This is a genomic window from Candidatus Rickettsiella viridis (genome assembly GCF_003966755.1).
Taxonomy (GTDB): domain Bacteria; phylum Pseudomonadota; class Gammaproteobacteria; order Diplorickettsiales; family Diplorickettsiaceae; genus Rickettsiella_B; species Rickettsiella_B viridis.
The window spans coordinates 394,602-417,778 of record NZ_AP018005.1 but is presented as its reverse complement, the minus strand read 5'-3'; the positions used below and the strand labels follow the sequence as shown (position 1 = coordinate 417,778).

Genomic DNA, 23,177 nt, shown 5'->3' with positions numbered 1-23,177 from the left:
GCTTAAAGACCAAAAATCCTAAAAAAAACCGATAATAACCCTTGAAGAATAGGACCTAATAGCCGTGCTAGCAGCCCACTGGCCAATAATAATACCAAAATCAAAAAACCATACACTTCAAGTTGGTTAAAACGATAGGCCATTGCCGGAGATAATAAACTGGCCACCACCCGACTTCCATCCAGCGGAGGAATAGGAATTAAATTCAAAAGCATTAATACCAAATTGATCGATATACCAATTTGGCCCATATAAGCAAAGGGGGCACTATGCAAGCCTATGCCTAGTTTAGCCACCGCTACCCAAAGAAAAGCCATGCCTAAGTTAGCTAAGGGGCCTGCCGCCGCAACGAGGGCCATATCACGGCGAGGGTTCTTTAAATTTCGCCAGGTGATAGGAACTGGCTTAGCCCAGCCAAAAATAAAACCACCTAAAAAGAAAAGAATAGCAGGTACAACAATGGTACCGATAGGATCAATGTGTTTGATGGGGTTTAATGTCAAACGGCCTAATAGTTTTGCGGTAGGATCACCACATTTAGAGGCAATCCAACCATGTGCCGTTTCATGCACCGTAATAGCAAAAATGAGTGGGATAACCCAAAGAATTATTTTTTGCCCTAAAGAAAAATCACCCATTATTTTGCACTCGAAAACTTAAAGTATATACGAGAATAAGGGGAAACTTTAAATTAAAACAAAATATTTACATAAAACCTTTTGAAGGGGTTTGTAGGCTAGAAGCGTGTGAATCATTATCTATCAAACGGTTATAAGGACTAGACCGTAAAGACGTAAGAAAATCACAAAAAATCCTTGTGCGAAATACGCCGCCTTGGGTTTTTTTTTCGACTATTTCCTGAATAATGGGATCCTCTAACAACTCTATAATCTGTCCTTTATGGCCTTTAACAAGCCCTGTAAGTAACTTTTTTTCATCCAAAATTAGTATTAACTTTTCTTGTAAGCCACGCCTTCCGGAAAAGGCAGTTAAAAGTATCACTAAGCCCTTTGGTTCCTTCAAGTTAAGCATAAAATCATTGATTTGTTCATTTTGTATAATAGGTGAATCTTCTTCAAGTTGCTTTAAATCACAAGCATCTAGCTTAGTTGATAAAATTTCTAGCTGCTTAGAACGATTGTTAGTTAGCATTTTTATTATTGGATTTATTTGATACTTCTTGCTCGAAGTATAGGTTTTAAATATTAATATTTCCTTAAACATGGATAGCCGTGATCTTCTACTTCAATATCTAAACTCGCCCCCTTCCACAAAATCCTGTAAAATAACACGCAAGATTTATTATTGACTCTTATTTCAACAACTAACCGAGCATTCTCCATGGCATACCAACACATTAAAATCCCGAATCAGGGAGAAAAAATTAGCGTTAATTCCGATTTTTCCCTTAATGTCCCTGACCAACCCATCATTCCTTTTATTGAGGGCGACGGAATCGGCATTGATATTACCCCTGTCATGAAAAACGTGGTCGATGCTGCCGTAGAAAAAGCCTATGGCGATGAACGTCGCATTGCATGGATGGAAGTTTATGCCGGAGAAAAATCCACTCGCGTTTATGGAAAAGATAGTTGGCTGCCCGAAGAAACATTAAGCGCGCTTCAAGAATATGTTGTCTCGATTAAAGGCCCCCTAACAACCCCGGTAGGCGGCGGTATTCGCTCTCTCAATGTTGCTTTACGTCAACAGCTCGACCTGTATGTTTGTCTACGTCCGGTTCGTTACTTTAAGGGCGTTCCTAGCCCCATGCGCGAACCTGAAAAAAACAACATGGTTATTTTTCGTGAAAACTCTGAAGACATTTATGCGGGCATAGAATGGGAAGCCGATAGCCCAGAGGCTAAGAAAATCATTCAATTTTTACGAAACGAAATGAATGTAAAAAAAATTCGTTTCCCTGAACACTGTGGCATTGGTGTTAAGCCAGTCTCTAGAGAAGGTACACAACGTTTAGTAAAACGCGCCATTCAATACGCTATTCAGCATAATCTACCCTCTGTGTGCTTGGTACATAAAGGTAATATTATGAAATTTACTGAGGGTGCCTTTAAAGACTGGGGTTATGCCGTGGCCAAAGAACAGTTTGCTGCCGAACTCTTGGATGGCGGACCTTGGATGCGCTTAAAAAACCCACTAACGGGTCAAAATATTATCATCAAAGACTTTATTGCTGATGCTTTTTTACAACAAATCTTATTACGTCCTGATGAATATAGCGTCATTGCTACACTTAACCTCAATGGTGACTACATCTCGGATGCCTTAGCCGCACAAGTAGGTGGCATCGGCATTGCCCCAGGTGCCAATCTCAGCGATAAAGTAGCGATGTTTGAAGCAACCCACGGCACGGCCCCTAAATATGCCGGTCAAAATAAAGTCAATCCAGGCTCACTTATCCTTTCCGCTGAAATGATGCTACGACATATAGGATGGAACGAAGCCGCTGATTTAATTATTACGGGCATGGAAGGTGCTATTCAAGCGAAAACGGTGACGTATGACTTTGCACGTCTCATGAAAGATGCTCAAGAAGTTAGCTGTTCTGTTTTTGGTCAATCTATGATCAAACATATGTCTTCTAAGCATTCGTTTGCTAGCCTTAGCTAAGTATAAACATTAAAATGCCCATTACACTTTTGAAGAGGCCTATCCGTCTCTTCAAAAGTGCCTTCCTAATAGCCCCGTGATGGGGTTTACAAAACTGCTCTATTTTAAAACAGCAAAACTCGCAAATCCCTAAATTTCGGCTAGGCTAAAAACAAAGGGAATATTATTTTTTTAACATGGACTACCTAACTGATAAATAACAGTGGAAATCGTTTCTATACGAGAAAACACGGATCTTTTTACCTGTTTGAGAGAAGGAGGGCACCATGTTTAGCAAAGAACTTGAAATGAGCTTAAATTCTATATTTAAGCAAGCGCGCGAAAAGCGTTATGAATATTTGACCGTTGAACACCTATTACTCGCACTATTAGAAGAGCCATCTGCTACCGCGGCACTTAAAGCGTGTGGCGCTAATTTAAATCGGCTTAAAAATGAATTAAATAATTTTATTGCGGCGACAACGCCTTTATTTCCTGCTACCGATGCTAATCTAGATATACAACCTACGCTAGGTTTTCAACGTGTATTACAGCGCGCCATTTTTCAAGTTCAATCCAGCGGAAAAACAGAAGTAAACGGTGTTAACATACTCGCTGCTATCTTTGGCGAACAAGATAGTCAAGCGATTTACTTCTTACGCCGTGAAAACGTAACCCGATCCGATTTATCTAATTATATCTCGCAAGGCCTTCCTAAATTGCAAGAAAACACGGATGCTAAACTAAGCCAGTTTGTAACTGAAGAAGAAGTCACTATCGAGGGACCTGGAAACAGTCCATTAGAGCTCTATGCTATTAATCTCAACAGTAAAGCACGACAGGGAAAAATTGATCCGCTTATTGGCCGAAAAGAGGAATTAGCACGCGTTATTCAAATTCTTTGCCGACGACGAAAAAACAATCCTTTATTAGTAGGCGAGGCAGGAGTAGGTAAAACAGCGATTGTTGAAGGACTTGCTCAAGCCATTGTTAAAAAAGAAGTCCCTGCGGTGCTTGCACATAGTACTATTTATTCACTTGATTTAGGTAGTTTATTAGCGGGCACTAAATATCGCGGTGACTTTGAAAAACGATTTAAAGCGTTGCTTGCACAACTGAAACAAGAACCCCAATCCGTATTATTCATTGATGAAATTCATGTCGTCATTGGTGCTGGTGCCGCATCCGGTGGTGTCATGGATGCTTCTAATTTAATTAAACCTTTGCTAACAACCGGCGAACTAAAATGTATCGGGGCAACCACTTATCAAGAATACCGCAGCATTTTTGAGAAAGATCGCGCTTTAGCAAGACGATTCCAAAAAATAGATGTGCCAGAACCTAATGTAGAAGAAACGCTCGCTATTTTACGTGGTTTACGTGAACGACTAGAAGCTCACCATCAAGTTAAATACCGTATGAATGCCTTACGTGCCAGCGTAGAACTTGCTGCACGTTACTTACCTGATCGTTTCTTACCCGACAAAGCGATTGATATCGTAGACGAAGCAGGTGCTTATCAAGCTTTACGACCTGCACATAAAAAGAAACCTTTTATTGGCATTCATGAAATTGAAGCCATTGTAGCCAAAATGGTTCGTATCCCTACGCGAAATGTATCAGCTTCTGATAAAAATCGCTTACGCCACTTAGAGGAAAAATTAAAGCATCGTGTCTTTGGTCAATCATTGGCGATAGAAAATCTCTGTGCTGCCATGAAATTGACACGCTCGGGTTTAAGAGAAACCAACAAAACCATCGCGTCCTTTCTATTTGCCGGTCCTACAGGTGTTGGTAAAACCGAGATCACGCGTCAATTAGCCGAACTGATGGGTATAGAATTACTCCGCTTTGATATGTCAGAATATATGGAACGACATAGTGTCTCTCGCTTAATCGGTGCACCTCCTGGTTATGTGGGTTACGACCAAGGTGGATTATTAACCGAAGCCGTGACTAAACATCCGCATGCTGTTTTATTATTAGATGAAATTGAAAAAGCGCATCCCGATATTTTTAACTTATTATTACAAGTCATGGATCACGGCAGCTTAACAGACACGAATGGCAGAAAAACAGATTTCAGTCACGTGGTATTAGTCATGACAAGTAATGCGGGTGCTGAACACTGGAGTCGACAAACCATTGGATTTGCTGCCGAATCAAGCCAAGCGGGCGAAAATCCAGAGGCAATAAAACGTGTATTCTCCCCTGAGTTTCGTAATCGTTTAGATGCGACCATCTATTTTAATTATCTAAGTCCTGAAATCGTCTCCCAGGTAGTTGATAAATACTTATCAGAATTAGAAGCACAGCTAGAAAAAAAACATGTACGCCTATGCGTAGACAAAGCCGCACGAATCTGGCTTGCCAAAAATGGTTATGATAAAGCAATGGGCGCACGGCCCATGGCACGCTTAATACAAGAAAAAATTAAAAAACCGATTGCTGATGAATTACTGTTTGGTCGTTTAGTTCACGGTGGGCAACTCATCTTAACCAGTTCAAATGATGATTTACAATTGATCATTCATGAAAAAGGCGTAATAGCGGTGGCTCTACCACCACAACAATTATCCCAAGCACCTATTGGACAGGCTTAGATTTATCCATATCAGACCCTTTGCCTCGAAATATAATACGCCCTTTGCTAAGGTCATAAGGTGTCATCTCTACCTTGACCTTATCTCCCGTTAAAACTCGGATATAACTTTTACGCATACGCCCTGAAATATGGGCATTTATAACATGTCCATTTTCCAATTGTACTCGAAACAAGGTATTGGGTAAGGTCTCAATCACCGTACCTTCCATCACAATTTGATCTTCTTTAGCCATAATTAACCTAAAATAATTCTATAAGCAACAAGCAAGCCGCTATGTTGCCGTAAAAGAAGCTGACTTACAATAAAATTTTCATTGTTCATCTTCCTACCTGTTATCTATATAAGGAGATCCCCATGCCCCCTACTTCCCAAGTGCATGCCTTGTCTGAACAATTGGGCAAGCTTCTCAAGCAACACCATCTTAAGTTGGCAACCGCTGAATCCTGTACCGGCGGTCAACTTGCACAAACCATTACTGCCATACCCGGTTCTTCGGCATGGTTTGAGCGTGGTTTTATTAGCTACTCCAATCTATCCAAGCAAGAGTTACTCGGCGTCTCAGAAAAAATACTGAATCATTACGGCGCTGTCAGTCAAGAAACGGCCGAAGAAATGGCTAAAGGTGTTTTAAAAAAAAGCCCGGCTGATATCAGCTTAGCTATTACAGGGATCGCAGGCCCTGATGGCGGAACAAAAAAAATCCAGTGGGTAGCGTATGCTTCGCTTGGGCCTACAAAAACGCTATGAGTGAAAGTTGCGAGCAACATTTTGAGGGCGATCGATTAATCATACGCTACGCTGCGGTAGAATTTTCGTTAAAAAAATTAATCATTTTTATTCAAAAAAATTTGAAAACTTGAATCCCGCAAAAATGACTGCTACATTTTATTTATTATTACTATTTTGGTGATATTCCTCTATGGCTTTTGCTGACACCCATCATTATAAAAAAACTCAGCCTTTCAACTATAAAGGAGAAACTTATTGGCCAATTTCTCCCTTTGGTGATGGTAATTGTGGCTTATATGCCTTTGCCTGTGGTCTTATTGATAGCACCATTAGCAATGAATTAATCTTAGAAAAAGAAAAATTTGATGAATTTAGAAACATTGTTGTAGCATTTTTATATTTAGCATCAAATAATATATCCGAATTTAAACATGAACTAGAAACACAACTTTATAAATTCATACGACTTATCTGTCAATCCAATCTAACTTTTTCTAAATTCAAAAATTCCTTGATTGAACATCTACTAACTCGTGAAGATCTTGCTGCTATTAACTTAATCTTGGGTCAAGGACTAAGGTATATAGGTGTTAAAAGCTATAAAGAAATTTGTGCAAGGCAACTAGGCATACAAGAAAATTTATTTAAAGAGGATATACAACTCTTTAAAACTGGTGAATGGATAGGCCAAGAAATCCTCAGCCCTCTAGCAAAACATTTTGGTGTTCAACTTAAATTAATAAGCAAAAACCCTAATACAGACCAATATTACCATCATGAATCTCTAGCACAAAGTTTACCAGAGAAAACTCCCCCGTTAAAAAAAATGCCTGTTGTTACATTACTGTTTGAGAATGGACATTGGCACTGGCTGATTTCCAGTAAGAAAAAACTTGGATTAACCACTATTTTACCTTCTATAACTAAACAACCACGTATTGCTCGAGAATTATTGCATTCAAATAAAAAATTAACACCCCCAGTAAAAAACGATAAACAAAAATCATTTGATATAAAAGACAAAAAAAATCCATCAGAAAGAACTCGACGTACTTCTAGAGAATTACTGCATTTAAATGGTGAGCTAATGCAAACAGTAAAAAGCGATAAACAAAAACCATTTGCTTTTGCTAAAACTACTTTAGATAGCCTTGCTAGCAGGTTAAAGCAAGTTTTTGATTTCCTTGTAACACTCAAAGATATTTTTAACGCCGCACCTAATCAAACCGAAGAGCTTAAAAAGGCAAAGGAACAAGCAAAAACGGTAGCACAAGATAGTACCCAAATCATCAATTCATGGCGTGAAAAATGCGGTACTAGCGATCAATTGGATAAACAGTTAAATAAATTACGCTTACGTGATTTTGAAAAATCACTGTTAAAAACTCCATTAATTATGGATAATTCTGAGGAAGATGCTATGGCAGCTATTCTACAAAACGCTGAAATTGTTGATTTCCTATCAAGAAACCATGCTACCTTAAAAACACACATGACTCCTATTCCAACCAATAAGCCTAATATGGCAGATCATAATCAATCTGTAACGGCGCATGATCTGAGAAGCGTTGCTCCTTGTATATCTGTACAGTCTTAATCTTATTTTTCAACCCAGGACTCACGATTTGATAATCGATGCGCCATCCGACATTTTTTTCCCAAGCACGTCCACGATTTGACCACCACGTATATTGATCAGGTAATTGATTTAACTCACGAAAAGCATCCACATAACCCAAGGGACCCAACACCTGATCAAGCCACGCACGTTCTTCAGGTAAAAAACCAGAATGTTTTTGATTCGCACGCCAATTCTTTAAATCAATCGTCTTATGTGCAATATTCCAATCCCCACAGATAATATATTCACGCTTTTGTTTTCTTTGTTTTTTTAAAATTTTTTCATATGCACTCAGAAACTGAAATTTCATCGCTTGGCGAATCTCTCCGCTGGTACCTGAGGGCATATACAGTGATGCGACACTTAAATGAGGAAAATCGAGTTGAATATATCGCCCTTCTTTATCCGCTAAGTCCCAACCTAAGCCTGTTATTACTTTATCAGGTTTCTTACGGCTATAAATCGCAACACCGCTATAGCCTTTTTTTTCTGCATCAAAAAAATAAGCATAGTAACCCGGTAGCTGAACAGCTTCTCTGGCTTGATGTTCTTGCGCTCTTGTTTCTTGTAAACAAATCACATCTGCTTTTTGTGTTTGCATCCAATCAAAAAATCCTTTTTTTGCGGCAGAACGAATACCATTTAAATTTAAAGTAATAACACGCATGAGAAAATGTCTTTAATTGCACGATGCTGGCCGAAAATCATCTGTTTATCTGCGTTTCGTTACTCACATACTTTATGTATGCTGCGTTACGATACTCAATAAACAGCGATTTTTGGCTCATCCTAGCACAATTTAAAACATTTTCTAAGATTAAAAAGGTAATTTAAACGTGGGATCGCGCGCTAATAAAGCCTCTGCAAACAACGCTTGAATACGCTGCAATGCTTCTTTGCTATCCGCTTCGAATCGAAGTATTAAATAAGGGCTGGTATTGGAAGCCCTGACTAAACCCCAACCATCACTAAATTCGGCACGTACACCATCAATTTTACTCATTGACGCATTAGGAAATTCAACTTCTTTTTGAAACGCTTGCATAAACGCAAATTTTTTATCTTCAGTAATCGCTAATTTTAATTCCGGTGTATTGATGCTATTAGGCAGTGCCACAAATACTTCACTACTGCTTTGATTCCCTTTCGCTATAATCTCCAATAAACGCGCAGCTGTATAAAGACCATCATCAAACCCATACCAACGCTCTTTAAAAAAGATATGCCCACTCATCTCACCTGCTAATAAAGCACCGCTTTCTTCTAATTTAGCTTTAACAATAGAATGGCCCGTCTTCCACATTAAAGAGCGCCCACCCTGTTGTTTAATGACATCGACTAAATTTCGTGTTGATTTAATATCATAAATAATCAGTGCACCGGGATTACGTGATAAAACATCACTGGCATACAGCATTAATTGCCTATCTGGCCAAATAATTTCGCCTTTATTGGTAACAACACCTAATCTATCGCCATCACCATCCAATGCCAAACCCAAATCAGCCTTATGCTGCGCAACCGCTTGGATTAAATCAGTCAAATTTTCTGGCACACTGGGATCAGGATGATGATGAGGAAAACGTCCATCCACTTCACAAAACAACTCAATCACTTCGCAACCCAATCGACGCAGTAATTCAGGTGCGACCACGCCGGCAATACCACTTCCACAATCGACCACCACGCGTAACGATCGCTTTAGCTTAATATCGCCAACAATGCGATTCATATAATCTTCAAGAATACTAATCTCTTTATATCCACCACTGCCTGACTTAAAGGATCCGTTTTGAATTCTTGTATAAAGTGCCGCAATGGTTTCTTCAGACAAACTTTTCCCTGCTAAAACAATTTTTAGACCATTATAATTTGCAGGATTATGGCTAGCCGTTAACATCACGCCCGAATGTGTACTTAACGTACGGGTCGCAAAATAAAGTACCGGACTAGGTACTTGGCCAATATGGATAACATTGCATCCACTTTCTCGTAATCCCTGGTGAAGTGCTTTAATTAAAACAGGTCCAGACAAACGCCCGTCACGTGCAGTAATAATAGTTTTTTCACCTTGTTCTTGTGCTGCACTTCCAATGGCTCTACCCAATAGTAAAATAACCTCGGGTGTTATAGCTTCATCCACAATACCCCGAATATCATAAGCACGAAAAATACTTTCTGAAATATTTTTTAATGGCACGACTGACATAACAATTTTACCCCTATTACTTCCGATATTTCCGAACAATTAACCTTAAGCTCAACGTTATTTACTTAATTCAATCCAATCGCTTATTTTATTTTTGAAAATTAAACTTCTATTCATTCACACAATCAAAAAAAATTTATAATGAAACGCCATTACAATAAGGGGCAATATACTAACATGATTCTCCCAGCTTATTCACAGCTTATTAAAAACTTTTTCACTGCATATAGTGGTTGCACAAGACAGATACCACATGATATTGTGTTACTCTAATTAATTCACCTTACTTAGGACATACAAAAACTGACAGAGTCGACGAGTCTCATCAACCCTGTCAGTTTAAAGGTGTATCATCATTTACGGGAGGATGAGGCAGAAAACGAGTGTTTACAAGTATCGTAACGAAGCATATTTAAAGTATATGAGTGACGAAACACATAAAACGCTCGCTTTGTGACCATCGTCGTGCTAAATGACGACACACCTTAGGTGGCTGCGTAAAGTGAATAGACCGCTTGCCTAAGCAAATAATAGGCTTGAGTGCAAGGCAAGCGAGGACCAGAGTTTACCTGCGTAAATAAGCACCGTAACGTATCATTTAACGATGAAATCAGGCTTATTAAGTAGGTTAGGCAAGCGGTCTATTGAATCATTAGCAAACTATTTACCCTTAGTAATAAGGAGCCTCAATGACTTCTACTATTTTGCCTAATGCAAATAAATCGATAACACCCTGTATCGATAAAAAACCGGAGCACATGCTCGTAAACGATTTAAATGAATCGATAACACCTTGTATCGATAAAGAACCCGAGCGCATACCCGTAAACGGTTTACAAGTTATCAAACGTAATGGAAAACCAGTTAGCTATGATCCTAATAAAATCAGAGTTGCCATTAGCAAGGCGTTTCTTGCGGTAGAAGGTGGACAAGCCGCTACGTCAAGCCGTATTCATGAGCGTGTCACGCAACTGACCGGGCAAATCACTCAGATACTACAAGGACGATTACCACAAGGCGGCACACTGCCTATTGAAACCATACAAGATCAAGTAGAACTCGTTTTAATGCGCGCCGAAGCACATCAAGTCGCTAGAGCTTACGTTCTTTATCGCGAAGAGCGCCGAAAAATGCGTGAACACACCGCTTCTCAGCCTGACATTCAATTGCAAATTACATTAAGCGATGGAAGCAAACGCCCCTTAAACATGGAACAGCTTAGCAAGCTCATTATAGAAACGTGTCACGGTTTAACAGAACTCAATCCGGGTCTGATTTTGCAAGAAACCTTGCGTAATTTATACGACGGTATGCCTTTGGCTGAGATTGATAAAGCCCTGATCATGAGCGCGCGCTCATTAGTAGAACAAGATCCCAACTACACCTATGCAACGGCACGATTCTTATTACGAACACTTTATGCGGAGGCCTTAAGTTTTCTGGGTATAGAAAGAAAGATTGGCTCCGACACACTACACGACTTATACCGTCATTACTTCCAACATTATCTTGAACAAGGTATTGCACTTGAATTATTAGACCCTGAGCTAAAAACCTATGATATACAAAAACTGACCGCTGCACTACTCCCTCAACGCGATGAGCAATTTACCTATCTAGGCTTGCAAACTCTCTACGATCGTTACTTTTTACATGCCAATGAGATCCGCTTTGAATTACCCCAAGCATTTTTTATGCGCGTTGCCATGGGTTTGGCCATCAAAGAAACCAACAAAGAAGAACGTGCCATTGAGTTTTACAAATTACTTTCTTCTTTCGATTATATGGCCTCTACACCGACACTATTCAATTCAGGCACCTTACGCCCACAACTCTCCAGTTGCTTTTTAACCACCGTCGCAGACGATCTGGATCAAATCTATAGCGCCATAAAAGATAATGCCTTACTCTCAAAATTTGCCGGCGGTCTAGGTAACGATTGGACGTCTGTTAGAGCGATGGGTGCACGTATCAAAGGCACCAATGGAAAATCCTTAGGTGTTGTACCTTTCTTAAATGTCGCTAATGCATCGGCTGTTGCGGTTAATCAAGGTGGAAAACGTAAAGGCGCCGTATGTGCTTATTTAGAAACCTGGCACTTAGATGTAGAAGAGTTTTTAGAATTAAGAAAAAACACCGGTGACGACAGACGCCGCACACATGATATGAATACCGCAAATTGGGTGCCTGATTTATTCATGAAACGAGTTATGCAAGAAGAAGATTGGACATTATTTTCACCGGATGAAACTCCTGATCTACATGATCTGTATGGCTTAGCCTTTGAAGAGAGATATGCAGCCTATGAAGCCAAGGCTGCACGCGGTGAAATCAAAAACTTTAAAAAGTTATCCGCGATTAATTTATGGCGTAAAATGCTAAGCTTATTATTTGAAACAGGCCATCCTTGGATTACGTTCAAAGATCCCTGTAATCTACGCTCACCACAACAACATGTGGGAATCATTCATAGTTCCAATTTATGTACTGAAATTACACTCAATACCTCTGTGGATGAAATCGCTGTCTGTAATTTAGGTAGCATCAACCTACCGCAACATCTCAACGACGCCGGTGAGCTCGATCAAAACAAATTACGTGCAACCATTCGCACGGCGATTCGTATGCTGGATAATGTTATCGATATCAATTATTACACGGTACCTCAAGCGCGGCGCTCCAATTTAAAACATCGCCCTATTGGCTTAGGTCTCATGGGGTTTCAAGATGCGCTTTACCAATTGCGCGTACCTTATGCTTCAGAAAAAGCCATTGCATTCGCAGATTACTCCATGGAAATGATCAGCTACTATGCCATTGAAGCCTCCAGTGATTTAGCAAAAGAACGCGGCAGCTATGAAAGTTTTCCTGGTTCATTATGGAGTCAGGGTATCTTACCCATAGATTCCATAACACGCTTACAAGAAACCCGTGGTGAATGGTTTAATCAAAATCAAACAAGCACCTTAGATTGGGCACCTTTACGACAAAAAGTCATGCAAAACGGAATGCGCAATTCAAATTGTATGGCGATCGCCCCAACAGCCACTATTTCAAACATCTGTGGTGTTTCTCAATCCATAGAACCAACATACCAAAACATCTTCGTGAAATCGAATATGTCGGGTGAGTTTACTGTTATTAATCCTTATTTAATTAAAGACTTAAAATCACTTGGGCTTTGGGATGCAGTGATGCTGAATGACATCAAATACTACGATGGTAGCTTACAAAAAATTGACCGTATTCCCGATACATTAAAACAACTTTATGCGACTGCATTCGAAGTGCCCGTACATTGGTTAGTTGAAGCAGGCTCTAGACGACAAAAATGGATTGATCAAAGCCAATCCTTAAATCTGTACATGGCCGAACCATCTGGGAAGAAACTCGATGAATTATATAAATTAATCTGGCTCAAAGGATTAAAAACCAGCTATTACTTGCGCACATTAGGCGCGACCCATATGGAGAAAGCAACATTAGAAAGAGGACATTTAAATGCGGTGCAATCACTTGCTGAACCCCTATCTGGGCCTAGTTGCTCGATACTCGATCCGGACTGCGAATCATGTCAATAATTATTATAAACAACACGGCTTTTTTAATTTTGGAGAATTGTGAATGACGAATCCTATCCTTTCAACGAGCAGTGAAACAGCTGGTTTCACTGGCTTAGAAACCATTGAAATGGGTGCCGCACGCATACAAGTTGATGATAAAAAAATCATCAACTGTCGTGCCGATCTTAACCAACTTGTCCCCTTTAAATATAAATGGGCTTGGGAAAAATATTTAGCCGCTTGTGCTAACCATTGGATGCCACAAGAAATTAATATGTCGGCAGATATCGCTTTATGGCGCTCACCCAATAGTCTGACAGAAGATGAACGGATGATCATTGAGCGAAGTCTCGGTTTTTTTTCAACCGCTGATTCTTTAGTTGCCAATAATCTTGTTTTAGCTGTTTACCGCCATATTACTAACCCAGAATGTCGTCAATATTTACTACGTCAAGCTTTTGAAGAAGCCCTACATACACATGCTTATCAATATGTGATTGAAAGCTTGGGCATGGATGAAGCACGCCTCTTTAACATGTATCGTGAACTACCCACCGTTGCCAAAAAAGCAGAATGGGCCTTACCATTTACACAAAGTCTAGGCGATCCACATTTCCGTACCGGCACACCTGAAAACGATCAACGTTTACTTCGTGATCTGATTGCTTTTTACGTTGTCTTTGAAGGCATTTTTTTCTATGTCGGTTTTTCACAAATCCTAAGCATGGGACGGCGTAATAAAATGACGGGTACTGCGGAACAGTTCCAATACATTTTACGTGATGAATCCATGCACCTTAATTTTGGTATCGACGTCATTAACCAAATTAAACTGGAAAATCCACATCTATGGACCCCTGAATTTAAACAATATGTTATTAATCTGGTTAAAGAAGGTGTAGAACTCGAATACCAATACGCTTTAGATACCATGCCGCGCGGCATTCTTGGATTAAATGCCAACATGATGTGGGATTATTTACGATTTATCGGTAATCGGCGCTTAGCGCAGATTGGTTTACCTGAACAATATCCTGGCATTACTAATCCACTACCATGGATGAGTGAAATTATTGATCTTAAAAAAGAAAAGAATTTCTTTGAAACACGCGTCACCGAATATCAAACCGGTGGAAGCTTAAATTGGGATTAATCTAGAAATATGTCAGCCCATCATTATACTCGTCCTAAAGGCTGCTTAGGACGAGTATTCAATCGCGAATCACAAACATAGTTAAGAAATAGTAAGTATACTGCGGATGCAGTACGATCTCTTAACCTTTTAATCTTTATCTGGTATAATTTTCATACTAATTAATTTTGCTGATTGGAGAAAAAAAATATCATGCCAACAGAAACGAGTAAAGAAATGTTAAGCCCAAAAGAAATTGAAAAATTAGCTTTTTTGTTAAAAAAAGATGTACGTGAGCTTGAAGAAATGAGACTTGAAGCAGTGAAACAAGAGCTCTTGAATCAAAAACAACTGACCAAGGAAGAAGGTGACTTATGCGAGATAGATAGTTTAATCACTAAGCTTACTACATTTGATGAAAGAGATTGGAAGATCTCCTTCGAAAGTGAGCGAAATCCTGAAAAAATCTACTCCTCTATAATAGTTGACGACGATAATAATTGCCCCATGCTCTTAGAATTAAACGGCGATAAAGCTCAACAACAGGACACATTGAGTAAGTTAGTGAATGCTTATCGAGAAATCACTGGAAAAGATCCCCAAACAAAGACATATAAGAATGCAGAAGAACTGCCTGAGGAGCTTAAACCTTTACTTGCTAATAAACCTTTTCCTTTAACGGTCATGGTGCTATCCCTCGACAATCTGGAACAATTCAACAAGTTTAATAAAATAATAAATTCTCTAGCAGATGAAGGTAAAATAAAAATTACCGACATTACGCCACAAAATGCTCCTGAAGCACAGGAAGAAAACGCCAATCGGCCTACTTTTAGACCCTAATCCACCCAAGGGAAAAGTTTTTATAACTTTTCCCTTATTTCAACTTTTCTTTATAACACTTAAAAAATAAATAACGGCTGTTAGCGTACTAATCCAAAAAGGAATCGGCCAATCGCTTATAAAGGCTAAAACAATACCCAACCATACACTTAAAATACCTAAAAAAACGGTTAGCAATAAACCACTGGCAAATCCATGTGTCCAATTCAAAGCGGCAGCAGCAGGACCTATCAATAAAGTAAATACAAGCAGTATCCCCACCACTTGACTTGCTATCGTCACTGCAATGGCTGCAATGATCATAAACAAAATAGAAATGCATGACAGCGATACGCCTTTTGCTTCGGCTAACTCAGGTTCCAAACTTGAAAACAACAAGGGTCTTGCCATCACACTCAATGCAATCAAACTCACCATACAACAACAAGCCATTATTTTTATTAAATGTGCTGAAACACCCAATAGATTCCCAAATAAAATCGTCATTGCCTGCGCGGCATAATTCATATAGAAGTGTAAAAATAAAACCCCTAATCCTAATGCAAACGCTAAAATAATACCGATAGCCACATCGCTTTTAGCAATCCGGTGACCTAGACCGCCCATCCCTACTGCTGCTAATACCGTTAATAACAATTGCCCTGTTAACGGACTTAAGCCCAGCAAACCAGCACCGGTTGCACCCGCAAAACCAATGTGTCCCAAGGCATGACCGGCAAAGGCAAGCCGGCGGATAACCATAAAATAACCCACCACACCGGCAAGAATAGCGGCTACTGTGCCCGCTAAGAGTGCATTACGCAGAAAATCATATTCAAACAGAGAAATGATCAAGATCGGGCCTGCAGTGACTGACATGATGGTATCCTGTATCTTTATTTATCACAAAAAGTTGTTGTTCATAGCGAATCACATGGATTTCTTTATCGTAAAGTTCACTTAGCTTTTCGCTGGTTATAATTTCATTTACTAAACCAATAGCCGCTTTCCCTTTAGCCAAATAAAGTACCCTATCAACACAATTTAAGAGCGGATTAATATCGTGCGAGGTAAATAATACCGTGATACCCAATTCCACACGAATGGTGTTAATTAAGGCCACTAAATTTTCTTGATAATAAGGATCAAGATTCATTAAGGGTTCATCAAGTAGTAAAATTTTAGGCTTATTCAGCAACGCCTGTGCTAATAATAATCGTTGGCGCTCTCCACCGGATAAAAGCGCATAGGATCGATGCATGAGTTTTTCTGCCTGCACTAAGTGAACAACACGAGATAATTCGTGTTTTTGCTGTTGACTTAAAATCGGCAAACCCCATTTAAATCCATTCAAATTAGCGGCTAACCATGTCTTTGCACTCAAAGAACGATTGACTAAATTCTGTCTTACTTGTGGCATATAGCCAATCAACGCCGAACCCTTCTGAACCGGTTGCTGAAAAACAGATATCTGTCCTTGCTTGATAGGCACTAAACCCAATATTGAACGTAGCAAGGTACTCTTCCCTGCCCCGTTTGCGCCCAAAATAGCAATAAATTCACCCTGCTTAATCGTTGCGGTGAAATCACTAAAAATAGAACGCTTTCCATAGGCAAGACCGAGTTGTTTAAATGCTAGCGTGTTCATGTAGCGCCTTAGCCAATTGATGTAATTGATCCGACATCCAACCACTATACGTGGTATTCGCCGGCTGTGTCTCGGTTATACCAATGACAGGAATAGCATTTCTCTTTGCAACCTTTAATAATTGTTGAATTAAAGGACTGCTGACTTGCTTATTATAGAATAAAACCTTAACACGACGAGTTTGTAGGGCATTTTGAAACTCCAACACCTGTTGCGGACTCGGATCAACACCGTTCATCATACTCGTTTGAAAAGCCATGCCTTGCATATCAAAACCTAAGGCGTTGGCCATATAACCAAACACCGGCTCTGTCGCAATCACCTTAACCTGTTGCGATTGTGATTTTAGCTGCTGAATTAAATCGCTTAATCGTTGATAGCGTTTAATAAAGGCTTGGTAATTCGCTTGATAAGCCACTTGGTGTACCGGATCTTTTTGAACTAAAAAATCAAGCAGTGCTTTTGCATACAGAGGCATTGTCGCCGGATCGTACCAAATATGGGGGTTGTCTCCTTCTTTTTTATTCACTAATTGTCCAACGCAAATTTTGGCCTGCACTGCAACGGCGGCAACACTTAATAAACCCTGCATCCACGCATCATAACCTAAGCCATTGAACACAACGAGATCAGCCCGGCCCAAACTTTTAGCAATACGGGGCGTGACATTAAATAAGTGTGGATCTTGATCGGGTTGGCTCATGATACTTTCTACAGAAACATAGGATCCACCTATTTCTTTAGCCACTGACGCATAAAAATTTTCTGCGGCAACAATATGAATAGGCGCCGCTATACTGCTTTGATAGAAGAGAATCCCTAACAAAAACAAAATAGCTGTCATGGCGAGCTTACGAAGTAAGCGTGGCCATCCAGGGCAAATCTCCGGATTGCCGCGCGCTTGCCGCGCTCGCAATAACAAAAATAATAGACGGTGTGTTAAAAGCTTCATGACTTGGTTATGCAGAACTCTAACGAATCGTTATACTATACCAAACATGTCAAGACTGAGTGATGAGACCTTATGGGCAAAATTATTGCTATTGTGAATCAAAAAGGCGGCGTAGGTAAAACCACAAGTTGTATCAACTTGGCTGCGTCCATGGCCTTACTAAAACAAAAAACCCTATTAATCGATTTGGATCCACAAGCCAATGCAACGACCGGCAGCCTTTTTCAAAAAGAAGCGACCACCGCTAACATTGCGCAGGTACTTCTGGATGAAGTCCCCGTCGAAGAAAGTCTGATAGAAACACCGGCGCATTACACCCTCATTCCTGGTTCGGGCGATCTCACACAGACTGAAATTCAGTTATTACAAAAAGAACAACGCGAATATACACTTAAAAAAATACTTGCCCCTTTAATCGCATCTTACGATTATATTCTATTAGACTGCCCGCCCTCATTAAACATATTGACCGTCAATGCCTTAGTTGCTGCCAATTCTGTGATCATACCCGTACAGTGCGAATATTTTGCATTAGAAGGTCTCAGCAGTTTAATGAATACACTACAAAGCATACGCACCACCGTCAATCCCGCTTTACAAATTCATGGCATATTACGTACCTTATTTGATAGCCGTAATAGCTTAGCCAAACAAGTGGCCGAAGAATTATTCATACACTTTAAAGATAAATTGTACACAACCACTATTCCGCGCAATATCCGCTTGGCCGAAGCCCCTAGCCATGGTCAACCGGCTTTGCTCTACGATCCTCATTCCAGCGGCAGCCAAGCCTATATCAGCTTAGCCAAAGAAATCTTAGTGCGTGATGGACAGGATGCAAGCACTTTCGTAGAATCAGCACCTTTAACGACCCCCAATACGCTATTAAAAAAACGTTCCAAGCACGAAAAATCTCCGTCTGTTGAACAGGTAGTATGATGAAAAAATCACGTTTAGGCCGAAATCTGGACATGCTATTAAGCAGTCAGCCATTTGACGATTTAGTGCAAACCAGCACCGTGGCAAAAGAAGAATTACGTTACTTAGCCATCGAAAAGCTGCAAGCGGGACGTTATCAACCACGACGGGAATTTGCAAAAGAGGCATTGGAAGAACTTTCTAATTCGATTCGTACACAAGGCATTATTAACCCGATTGTCATACGTGCTATTGAAAAAGATCGTTATGAAATCATCGCGGGCGAACGTCGTTGGCGTGCCGCGCAACTCGCACAACTCACTGAAGTACCGGTTTTAATTAAAACGATTTCTGATGAGACGGCGCTAGCCATCTCTTTAATCGAAAATATTCAACGCCAAGATTTAAATCCATTGGAAGAAGCAGAAGGCATACAACGGCTGATTAACGAATTTAGCATGACACACCAACAGGTTGCGGAAACACTAGGCCGTTCGCGTACCGCTATCACTAATTTACTACGTTTATTAAGTTTAGCGCCTGCGGTCAAACTATTATTGCAACAAGGGCAGCTTGAAATGGGTCATGCTCGAGCCTTATTGAGCTTAGATCCGGCACTGCAAACGCAAGCGGCTGAAAAAGTAGTCAAAAATAAACTCTCGGTGCGTGAAACTGAACGATGGGTACAAAATGGATCCTTCCTGGAGCAAACTCACGAGATCCCACTCAAAATAAATGCTGATGTCGCGTTATTAGAACGCAATCTATCGGATAAATTAGGCGCCAAAGTATTCTTTAAGCAAGGCTTACAAGGTAAAGGGCAACTGATTATTCACTATAACAGCCTAGAAGAACTCGATGGGATTCTCGCCCACATCAATTAATAATGGTTCCTTTATTTTCTATCATCCTGACTACGTATAACCGTAGTCAACTCTTGCCACGCGCCCTACGCAGTGTTCTACAACAAAGCTTTAGCAATTTTGAGCTGATCATTGTCGATGATCATTCGACCGATAATACACGACAAGTGGTCTACGAATTCACCGACAATAGAATGACTTATATTCAACAAGATCATAACCAGGGCGTTTCTACGGCTAGAAATACCGGCATAAAACAAGCCAAAGGCGAATATTTGTGTTTTTTAGATGATGATGATGAATATTTACCGACGTTTTTACAAGAAGTCAGTCAATTTTTAAAAAAGAAAAGCCAGGCTTTTATCGGTTTGATTTGGACAGGAATAGCCAAAATCCATGAAGAAAAAACAATCCAAACGGAACTTTTTAATTTAGATAACAAGAAAAACCTATTGTTTCTCTTAGAGATTCTTTTCTCTGGAATCACTATCCACCATACCTGTTTTGAACGTGTGGGATTATTTAATCCAACACTACATCTTAGAGAAGATATGGATATTGTTTACCGCATGCTAGCTACCGGTTTAGATTATGCAGCAATTCCCAAGGTTTTAATCAAAATACATATACATGAACAGCCTAGTTTAAGCCGTTCAATCACACTGGCTGATAGAATAGCGAACTCGGAATATCTTTTAGTTGCTCATGCCGCATTTCTAAATCAAAACTTACCCCTGTGGTTACGTTGGCATACGAATCTAGTCAGCGACTATTATCGTGTGGGCAAAAAGCAACAAGCGAGGAAATTAGTTTGCCTGATCATTAAAAAATGTTGGTACTATCCTAGAATCTGGGAGTTATCGCTTAGACTGGAACTCAAATCGTTAAAATCCAACTTATTAAAGACCTAACGATGCAACCTTTATTCTCTATTATCTTAACCACCTATAACCGTAGTCAGTTTTTACCCCGTGCTATACGCAGTGTCTTAGCACAAAGCTTTACAAATTTTGAACTGATTATTATTGATGACTGCTCAACAGATAATACACCGCAGGTTGTCGCCGAATTTACCGACAGCAGAATAACGACTATTCGACAAACACATAATCAAGGTGTCTCTATGGCGAGAAACACCGGTATCGCACTCGCTAAAGGAGAATATATCTGTTTTTTAGACGATGATGATGAATATTTGCCTGAGTTTTTACGGGAAATCTTTTATTTTTTCGAAAAGAAACAACAACCTTTTATTGGTTTTATTCGGGTTGGTATTGCTAATGTATTTACCTCAAATAAATTAAAAAGCGAGAAACATGCTATAAAAACCAAGCTATGGCATTTAAATCAAGAAAAAAACTTACTCTTCATTACTAAGATGGATTATGTTGGACTCGTCTATCATCGTCTTTGCTTTAAGCGCGCCGGTGTCTTTAATCCCGAAATGAGTTTTGCGGAGGATTTAGATCTGGTGCTGCGTATGCTAGAAGCGAGCGTAGCTTATGCATCTATTCCAAAAGTTTTACTGAATGTGCATATTCATCAACAAACTAGTTTAAGCCGTTCAATCGATATCCCTGCTGTCATTAATGCGATGCAATATTTCTTATATACGAATGATAAATTCCTAAGCCAACAATCTGCACTCTGGCTATATTACTACACCAGTCTGACTGGACAATACTATCGTATCGGAGAAAAGCACTTAGCAAGAAAACTGGTTCGCAGTATTATCAAAAAATGTTGGTATTATCCTAAAATATGGGACGTATTCCGTCGCTATGAATTCAAACTATTAAAATCTCGTTTCGTAAAATTAATAAAAAAATTACGTCATGGCGAGCTTACGTAGTAAGCGTGGCCATCCAGGTTACGATACTTTCTGGATTGCCGCACGCTTCGCGCTCGCAATGACCGAGTTTCAAGAAGTATACTAACGTCGACTTAATCGCGTTATAATCGGGACCAATGACATTAAAATAATGGAATGACCATGGGAAAAAGAACAGCCCTTTATACACAACACCAAATGGCTGGCGCCAAGCTTGTCGATTTTGCAGGTTGGGAGATGCCTCTGCATTATCGCTCACAAATACAAGAGCACCATGCAGTCCGGCAAGATAGTGGACTATTCGATGTTTCCCATATGTTGGCCATCGATATTTTAGGTAAGAATAGCTTAGCGTATCTCAGCTATTTACTAGCCAACAATCCACAAAAACTTAAGCCTGGCAAAGCGCTCTATAGTTGCCTATTAAATGATGAAGCCGGCATTCTCGATGATTTAATCGTTTATCAATTATCGGAGCAACGTTATCGTATCGTAGTGAATGCAGGGAATCGTGAGCAAGATCTTCATTGGTTCAATAAACAAGCCGAACGCTTTAGTGATCTGCTGATTGAGGAACGACACGACCTTTCCATCCTAGCTATTCAAGGTCCGAACGCCAGACAAAAATCCTTACCCGCTTTTAATGCAACACAACAAACACTGATTGAAAACCTAAAACCTTTTCATTGCGTAGAACAAAACAACTGGTGTGTGGCTAGAACCGGTTATACTGGCGAAGATGGTTTTGAAGTGATGCTTCCACACCATGAAGCAGAAACTTTTTGGCAACGTTTATTGGAGTTAGATATTCCAGCCTGTGGACTCGGAGCACGTGATACCTTGCGCTTAGAAGCGGGATTTAATCTGCATGGCTCTGATATGGATATCAGTACGACACCTCTCGAATCTAATCTAGCCTGGACGATTGGCTGGGAGCCAAGCGATCGTGACTTTATAGGGCGCGAAGCACTCACACAACAACGCGATCAACTGCAACCTGAATTAGTTGGTTTAGTGTTAGAAGAACGCGCTATATTACGTAAAGATTGCATATTAACCACAGAAAAAGGCGATAAAGGGCACATTACCAGTGCTAGCTTTTCACCGAGCTTAGCCTGCTCTATTGCACTGGCACGACTACCGCTGGAGAGTGGTGACTATTGCCAGGTGACGATCCGTGATAAAAACTACCGGGCAAAAATTATTAAACCGCCTTTTATACGCAAAGGAAAAAAAGCCTTTGAATAAAAAAATTCACTGATAAATGAGACTTTAAATTTATGAAAACACCTGAACACTTGAAATATACTGCCACGCACGAATGGATTCAGTTAGAAGACAAAAGTATTATTGCCCGTGTTGGCATTAGCGATCACGCACAAGACTTATTAGGTGACATTGTCTTTGTTGAATTACCTGCCCTCGCGAAACAAACAAAAGAAGGTGAAGAAATCTGTGTGTTAGAATCAGTAAAAGCCGCTGCCGATGTTTATTCGCCACTTTCCGGTGAGATCATTGAAGTAAATCCTCGCTTAAGTGATACCCCTGGTTTGGTTAATTCTGATCCTTATGGTGAAGGTTGGTTATTTCGCATTAAATTTTCTGACTCTAGTGAATTAGAAAAGCTTTTAAGCGCAAAAAATTACCAAGAACAAATTTCTGTTGAGACGCACTAA

At 39.9% G+C, this 23,177-nt stretch carries 20 protein-coding genes and 1 pseudogene; 13 read left to right on the top strand and 8 right to left on the bottom strand.

Translation table 11 applies throughout. The annotated features are described in order from the left end of the window. Positions 1–2 precede the first annotated feature (2 nt). On the bottom strand, positions 3–638 hold the full coding sequence (locus DMP02_RS01935) for a site-2 protease family protein (protein ID WP_126322414.1): 636 nt from the start codon (positions 636–638) through the stop codon (positions 3–5). A gap of 67 nt (positions 639–705) precedes the next feature. Next, positions 706–1,224: a hypothetical protein gene (locus tag DMP02_RS01930; protein ID WP_126322413.1), complete on the bottom strand. Its 519-nt coding sequence runs from the start codon at positions 1,222–1,224 to the stop codon at positions 706–708. A 117-nt stretch (positions 1,225–1,341) separates the two neighbouring features. Between DMP02_RS01930 and icd the strand changes: the two genes are divergently transcribed. Together icd and clpA are read left to right on the top strand one after the other, a co-directional pair. After that, positions 1,342–2,628: an NADP-dependent isocitrate dehydrogenase gene (gene icd / locus DMP02_RS01925; protein ID WP_126322412.1), complete on the top strand. Its 1,287-nt coding sequence runs from the start codon at positions 1,342–1,344 to the stop codon at positions 2,626–2,628. Between the two features lie 266 nt (positions 2,629–2,894). After that, the gene (clpA, locus tag DMP02_RS01920; protein WP_126322411.1) at positions 2,895–5,210 is read left to right on the top strand and encodes an ATP-dependent Clp protease ATP-binding subunit ClpA; all 2,316 of its coding nucleotides are present in this window, start codon (positions 2,895–2,897) and stop codon (positions 5,208–5,210) included. On the opposite strand, the gene infA is transcribed toward clpA, so the two are convergent. Then, positions 5,194–5,445 carry a translation initiation factor IF-1 gene (gene infA, locus DMP02_RS01915; RefSeq protein ID WP_126322410.1) on the bottom strand — a complete coding sequence of 84 codons (252 nt, stop codon included), beginning with the start codon at positions 5,443–5,445 and terminating at the stop codon, positions 5,194–5,196. The two genes, clpA and infA, sit on opposite strands and share 17 nt — an antisense overlap. A 122-nt stretch (positions 5,446–5,567) precedes the next feature. Between infA and DMP02_RS01910 the strand changes: the two are divergent. Both DMP02_RS01910 and DMP02_RS01905 read left to right on the top strand, forming a co-directional pair. Next, a pseudogene (locus DMP02_RS01910) lies at positions 5,568–6,073 on the top strand (CinA family protein). Between the two features lie 59 nt (positions 6,074–6,132). Then, the gene (locus DMP02_RS01905; protein ID WP_126322409.1) at positions 6,133–7,539 is read left to right on the top strand and encodes an OTU domain-containing protein; all 1,407 of its coding nucleotides are present in this window, start codon (positions 6,133–6,135) and stop codon (positions 7,537–7,539) included. Here the strand turns inward: DMP02_RS01905 and DMP02_RS01900 are convergent. Together DMP02_RS01900 and DMP02_RS01895 are read right to left on the bottom strand one after the other, a co-directional pair. Then, entirely contained in the window at positions 7,460–8,230 is a 771-nt protein-coding gene (locus DMP02_RS01900) for an exodeoxyribonuclease III (protein ID WP_126322408.1), read from the bottom strand. The two genes, DMP02_RS01905 and DMP02_RS01900, sit on opposite strands and share 80 nt — an antisense overlap. Before the next feature lie 150 nt (positions 8,231–8,380). Beyond that, positions 8,381–9,772 (bottom strand): phosphomannomutase/phosphoglucomutase, encoded by a 1,392-nt coding sequence (locus DMP02_RS01895; RefSeq protein ID WP_126322407.1) that lies wholly within the window; start codon positions 9,770–9,772, stop codon positions 8,381–8,383. A 758-nt stretch (positions 9,773–10,530) separates the two neighbouring features. Here DMP02_RS01895 and DMP02_RS01890 point away from each other — a divergent pair. The 3 genes from DMP02_RS01890 (at position 10,531) to DMP02_RS01880 (ending at position 15,310) form a co-directional block, all read left to right on the top strand. Next, positions 10,531–13,353: a ribonucleoside-diphosphate reductase subunit alpha gene (locus DMP02_RS01890; protein WP_126323480.1), complete on the top strand. Its 2,823-nt coding sequence runs from the start codon at positions 10,531–10,533 to the stop codon at positions 13,351–13,353. Between the two features lie 43 nt (positions 13,354–13,396). Then, positions 13,397–14,488 carry a ribonucleotide-diphosphate reductase subunit beta gene (locus DMP02_RS01885; protein WP_126322406.1) on the top strand — a complete coding sequence of 364 codons (1,092 nt, stop codon included), beginning with the start codon at positions 13,397–13,399 and terminating at the stop codon, positions 14,486–14,488. A gap of 192 nt (positions 14,489–14,680) precedes the next feature. Further along, the gene (locus tag DMP02_RS01880; RefSeq protein WP_126322405.1) at positions 14,681–15,310 is read left to right on the top strand and encodes a hypothetical protein; all 630 of its coding nucleotides are present in this window, start codon (positions 14,681–14,683) and stop codon (positions 15,308–15,310) included. A 39-nt stretch (positions 15,311–15,349) separates the two neighbouring features. Here DMP02_RS01880 and DMP02_RS01875 read toward each other — a convergent pair whose 3' ends face one another. Genes DMP02_RS01875 through DMP02_RS01865 form a run of 3 tightly spaced genes read right to left on the bottom strand, consistent with a single transcriptional unit; the run spans position 15,350 to position 17,889 of the window. After that, the gene (locus DMP02_RS01875) at positions 15,350–16,168 is read right to left on the bottom strand and encodes a metal ABC transporter permease (RefSeq protein ID WP_126322404.1); all 819 of its coding nucleotides are present in this window, start codon (positions 16,166–16,168) and stop codon (positions 15,350–15,352) included. Beyond that, entirely contained in the window at positions 16,125–16,937 is an 813-nt protein-coding gene (locus tag DMP02_RS01870) for a metal ABC transporter ATP-binding protein (protein WP_126322403.1), read from the bottom strand. The genes DMP02_RS01875 and DMP02_RS01870 overlap by 44 nt, the downstream gene beginning before the upstream one ends. Further along, positions 16,918–17,889, bottom strand: coding sequence for a metal ABC transporter solute-binding protein, Zn/Mn family (locus DMP02_RS01865; RefSeq protein WP_232019589.1), 972 nt, complete (start codon positions 17,887–17,889; stop codon positions 16,918–16,920). Before DMP02_RS01865 ends, DMP02_RS01870 begins: the two co-directional genes overlap by 20 nt. 72 nt (positions 17,890–17,961) lie before the next feature. Here DMP02_RS01865 and DMP02_RS01860 point away from each other — a divergent pair, with 72 nt between their 5' ends. The 6 genes from DMP02_RS01860 to gcvH all read left to right on the top strand — a co-directional run bounded on the left by DMP02_RS01860 (position 17,962) and on the right by gcvH (position 23,177). Beyond that, positions 17,962–18,828: a ParA family protein gene (locus DMP02_RS01860; protein ID WP_126322402.1), complete on the top strand. Its 867-nt coding sequence runs from the start codon at positions 17,962–17,964 to the stop codon at positions 18,826–18,828. Next, a complete protein-coding gene (locus tag DMP02_RS01855) occupies positions 18,825–19,691 on the top strand; it encodes a ParB/RepB/Spo0J family partition protein (RefSeq protein ID WP_126322401.1) in 867 nt (288 codons plus the stop codon). Before DMP02_RS01860 ends, DMP02_RS01855 begins: the two co-directional genes overlap by 4 nt. Positions 19,692–19,693: 2 nt before the next feature. Continuing rightward, complete coding sequence (locus DMP02_RS01850; protein ID WP_126322400.1) at positions 19,694–20,581, top strand: glycosyltransferase family 2 protein; 888 nt, start codon at positions 19,694–19,696, stop codon at positions 20,579–20,581. 2 nt (positions 20,582–20,583) lie between these two features. Further along, positions 20,584–21,522: a glycosyltransferase family 2 protein gene (locus DMP02_RS01845; RefSeq protein WP_126322399.1), complete on the top strand. Its 939-nt coding sequence runs from the start codon at positions 20,584–20,586 to the stop codon at positions 21,520–21,522. Between the two features lie 141 nt (positions 21,523–21,663). Next, entirely contained in the window at positions 21,664–22,749 is a 1,086-nt protein-coding gene (gene gcvT / locus DMP02_RS01840) for a glycine cleavage system aminomethyltransferase GcvT (RefSeq protein WP_126322398.1), read from the top strand. Between the two features lie 32 nt (positions 22,750–22,781). Further along, entirely contained in the window at positions 22,782–23,177 is a 396-nt protein-coding gene (gcvH, locus tag DMP02_RS01835; protein WP_126322397.1) for a glycine cleavage system protein GcvH, read from the top strand.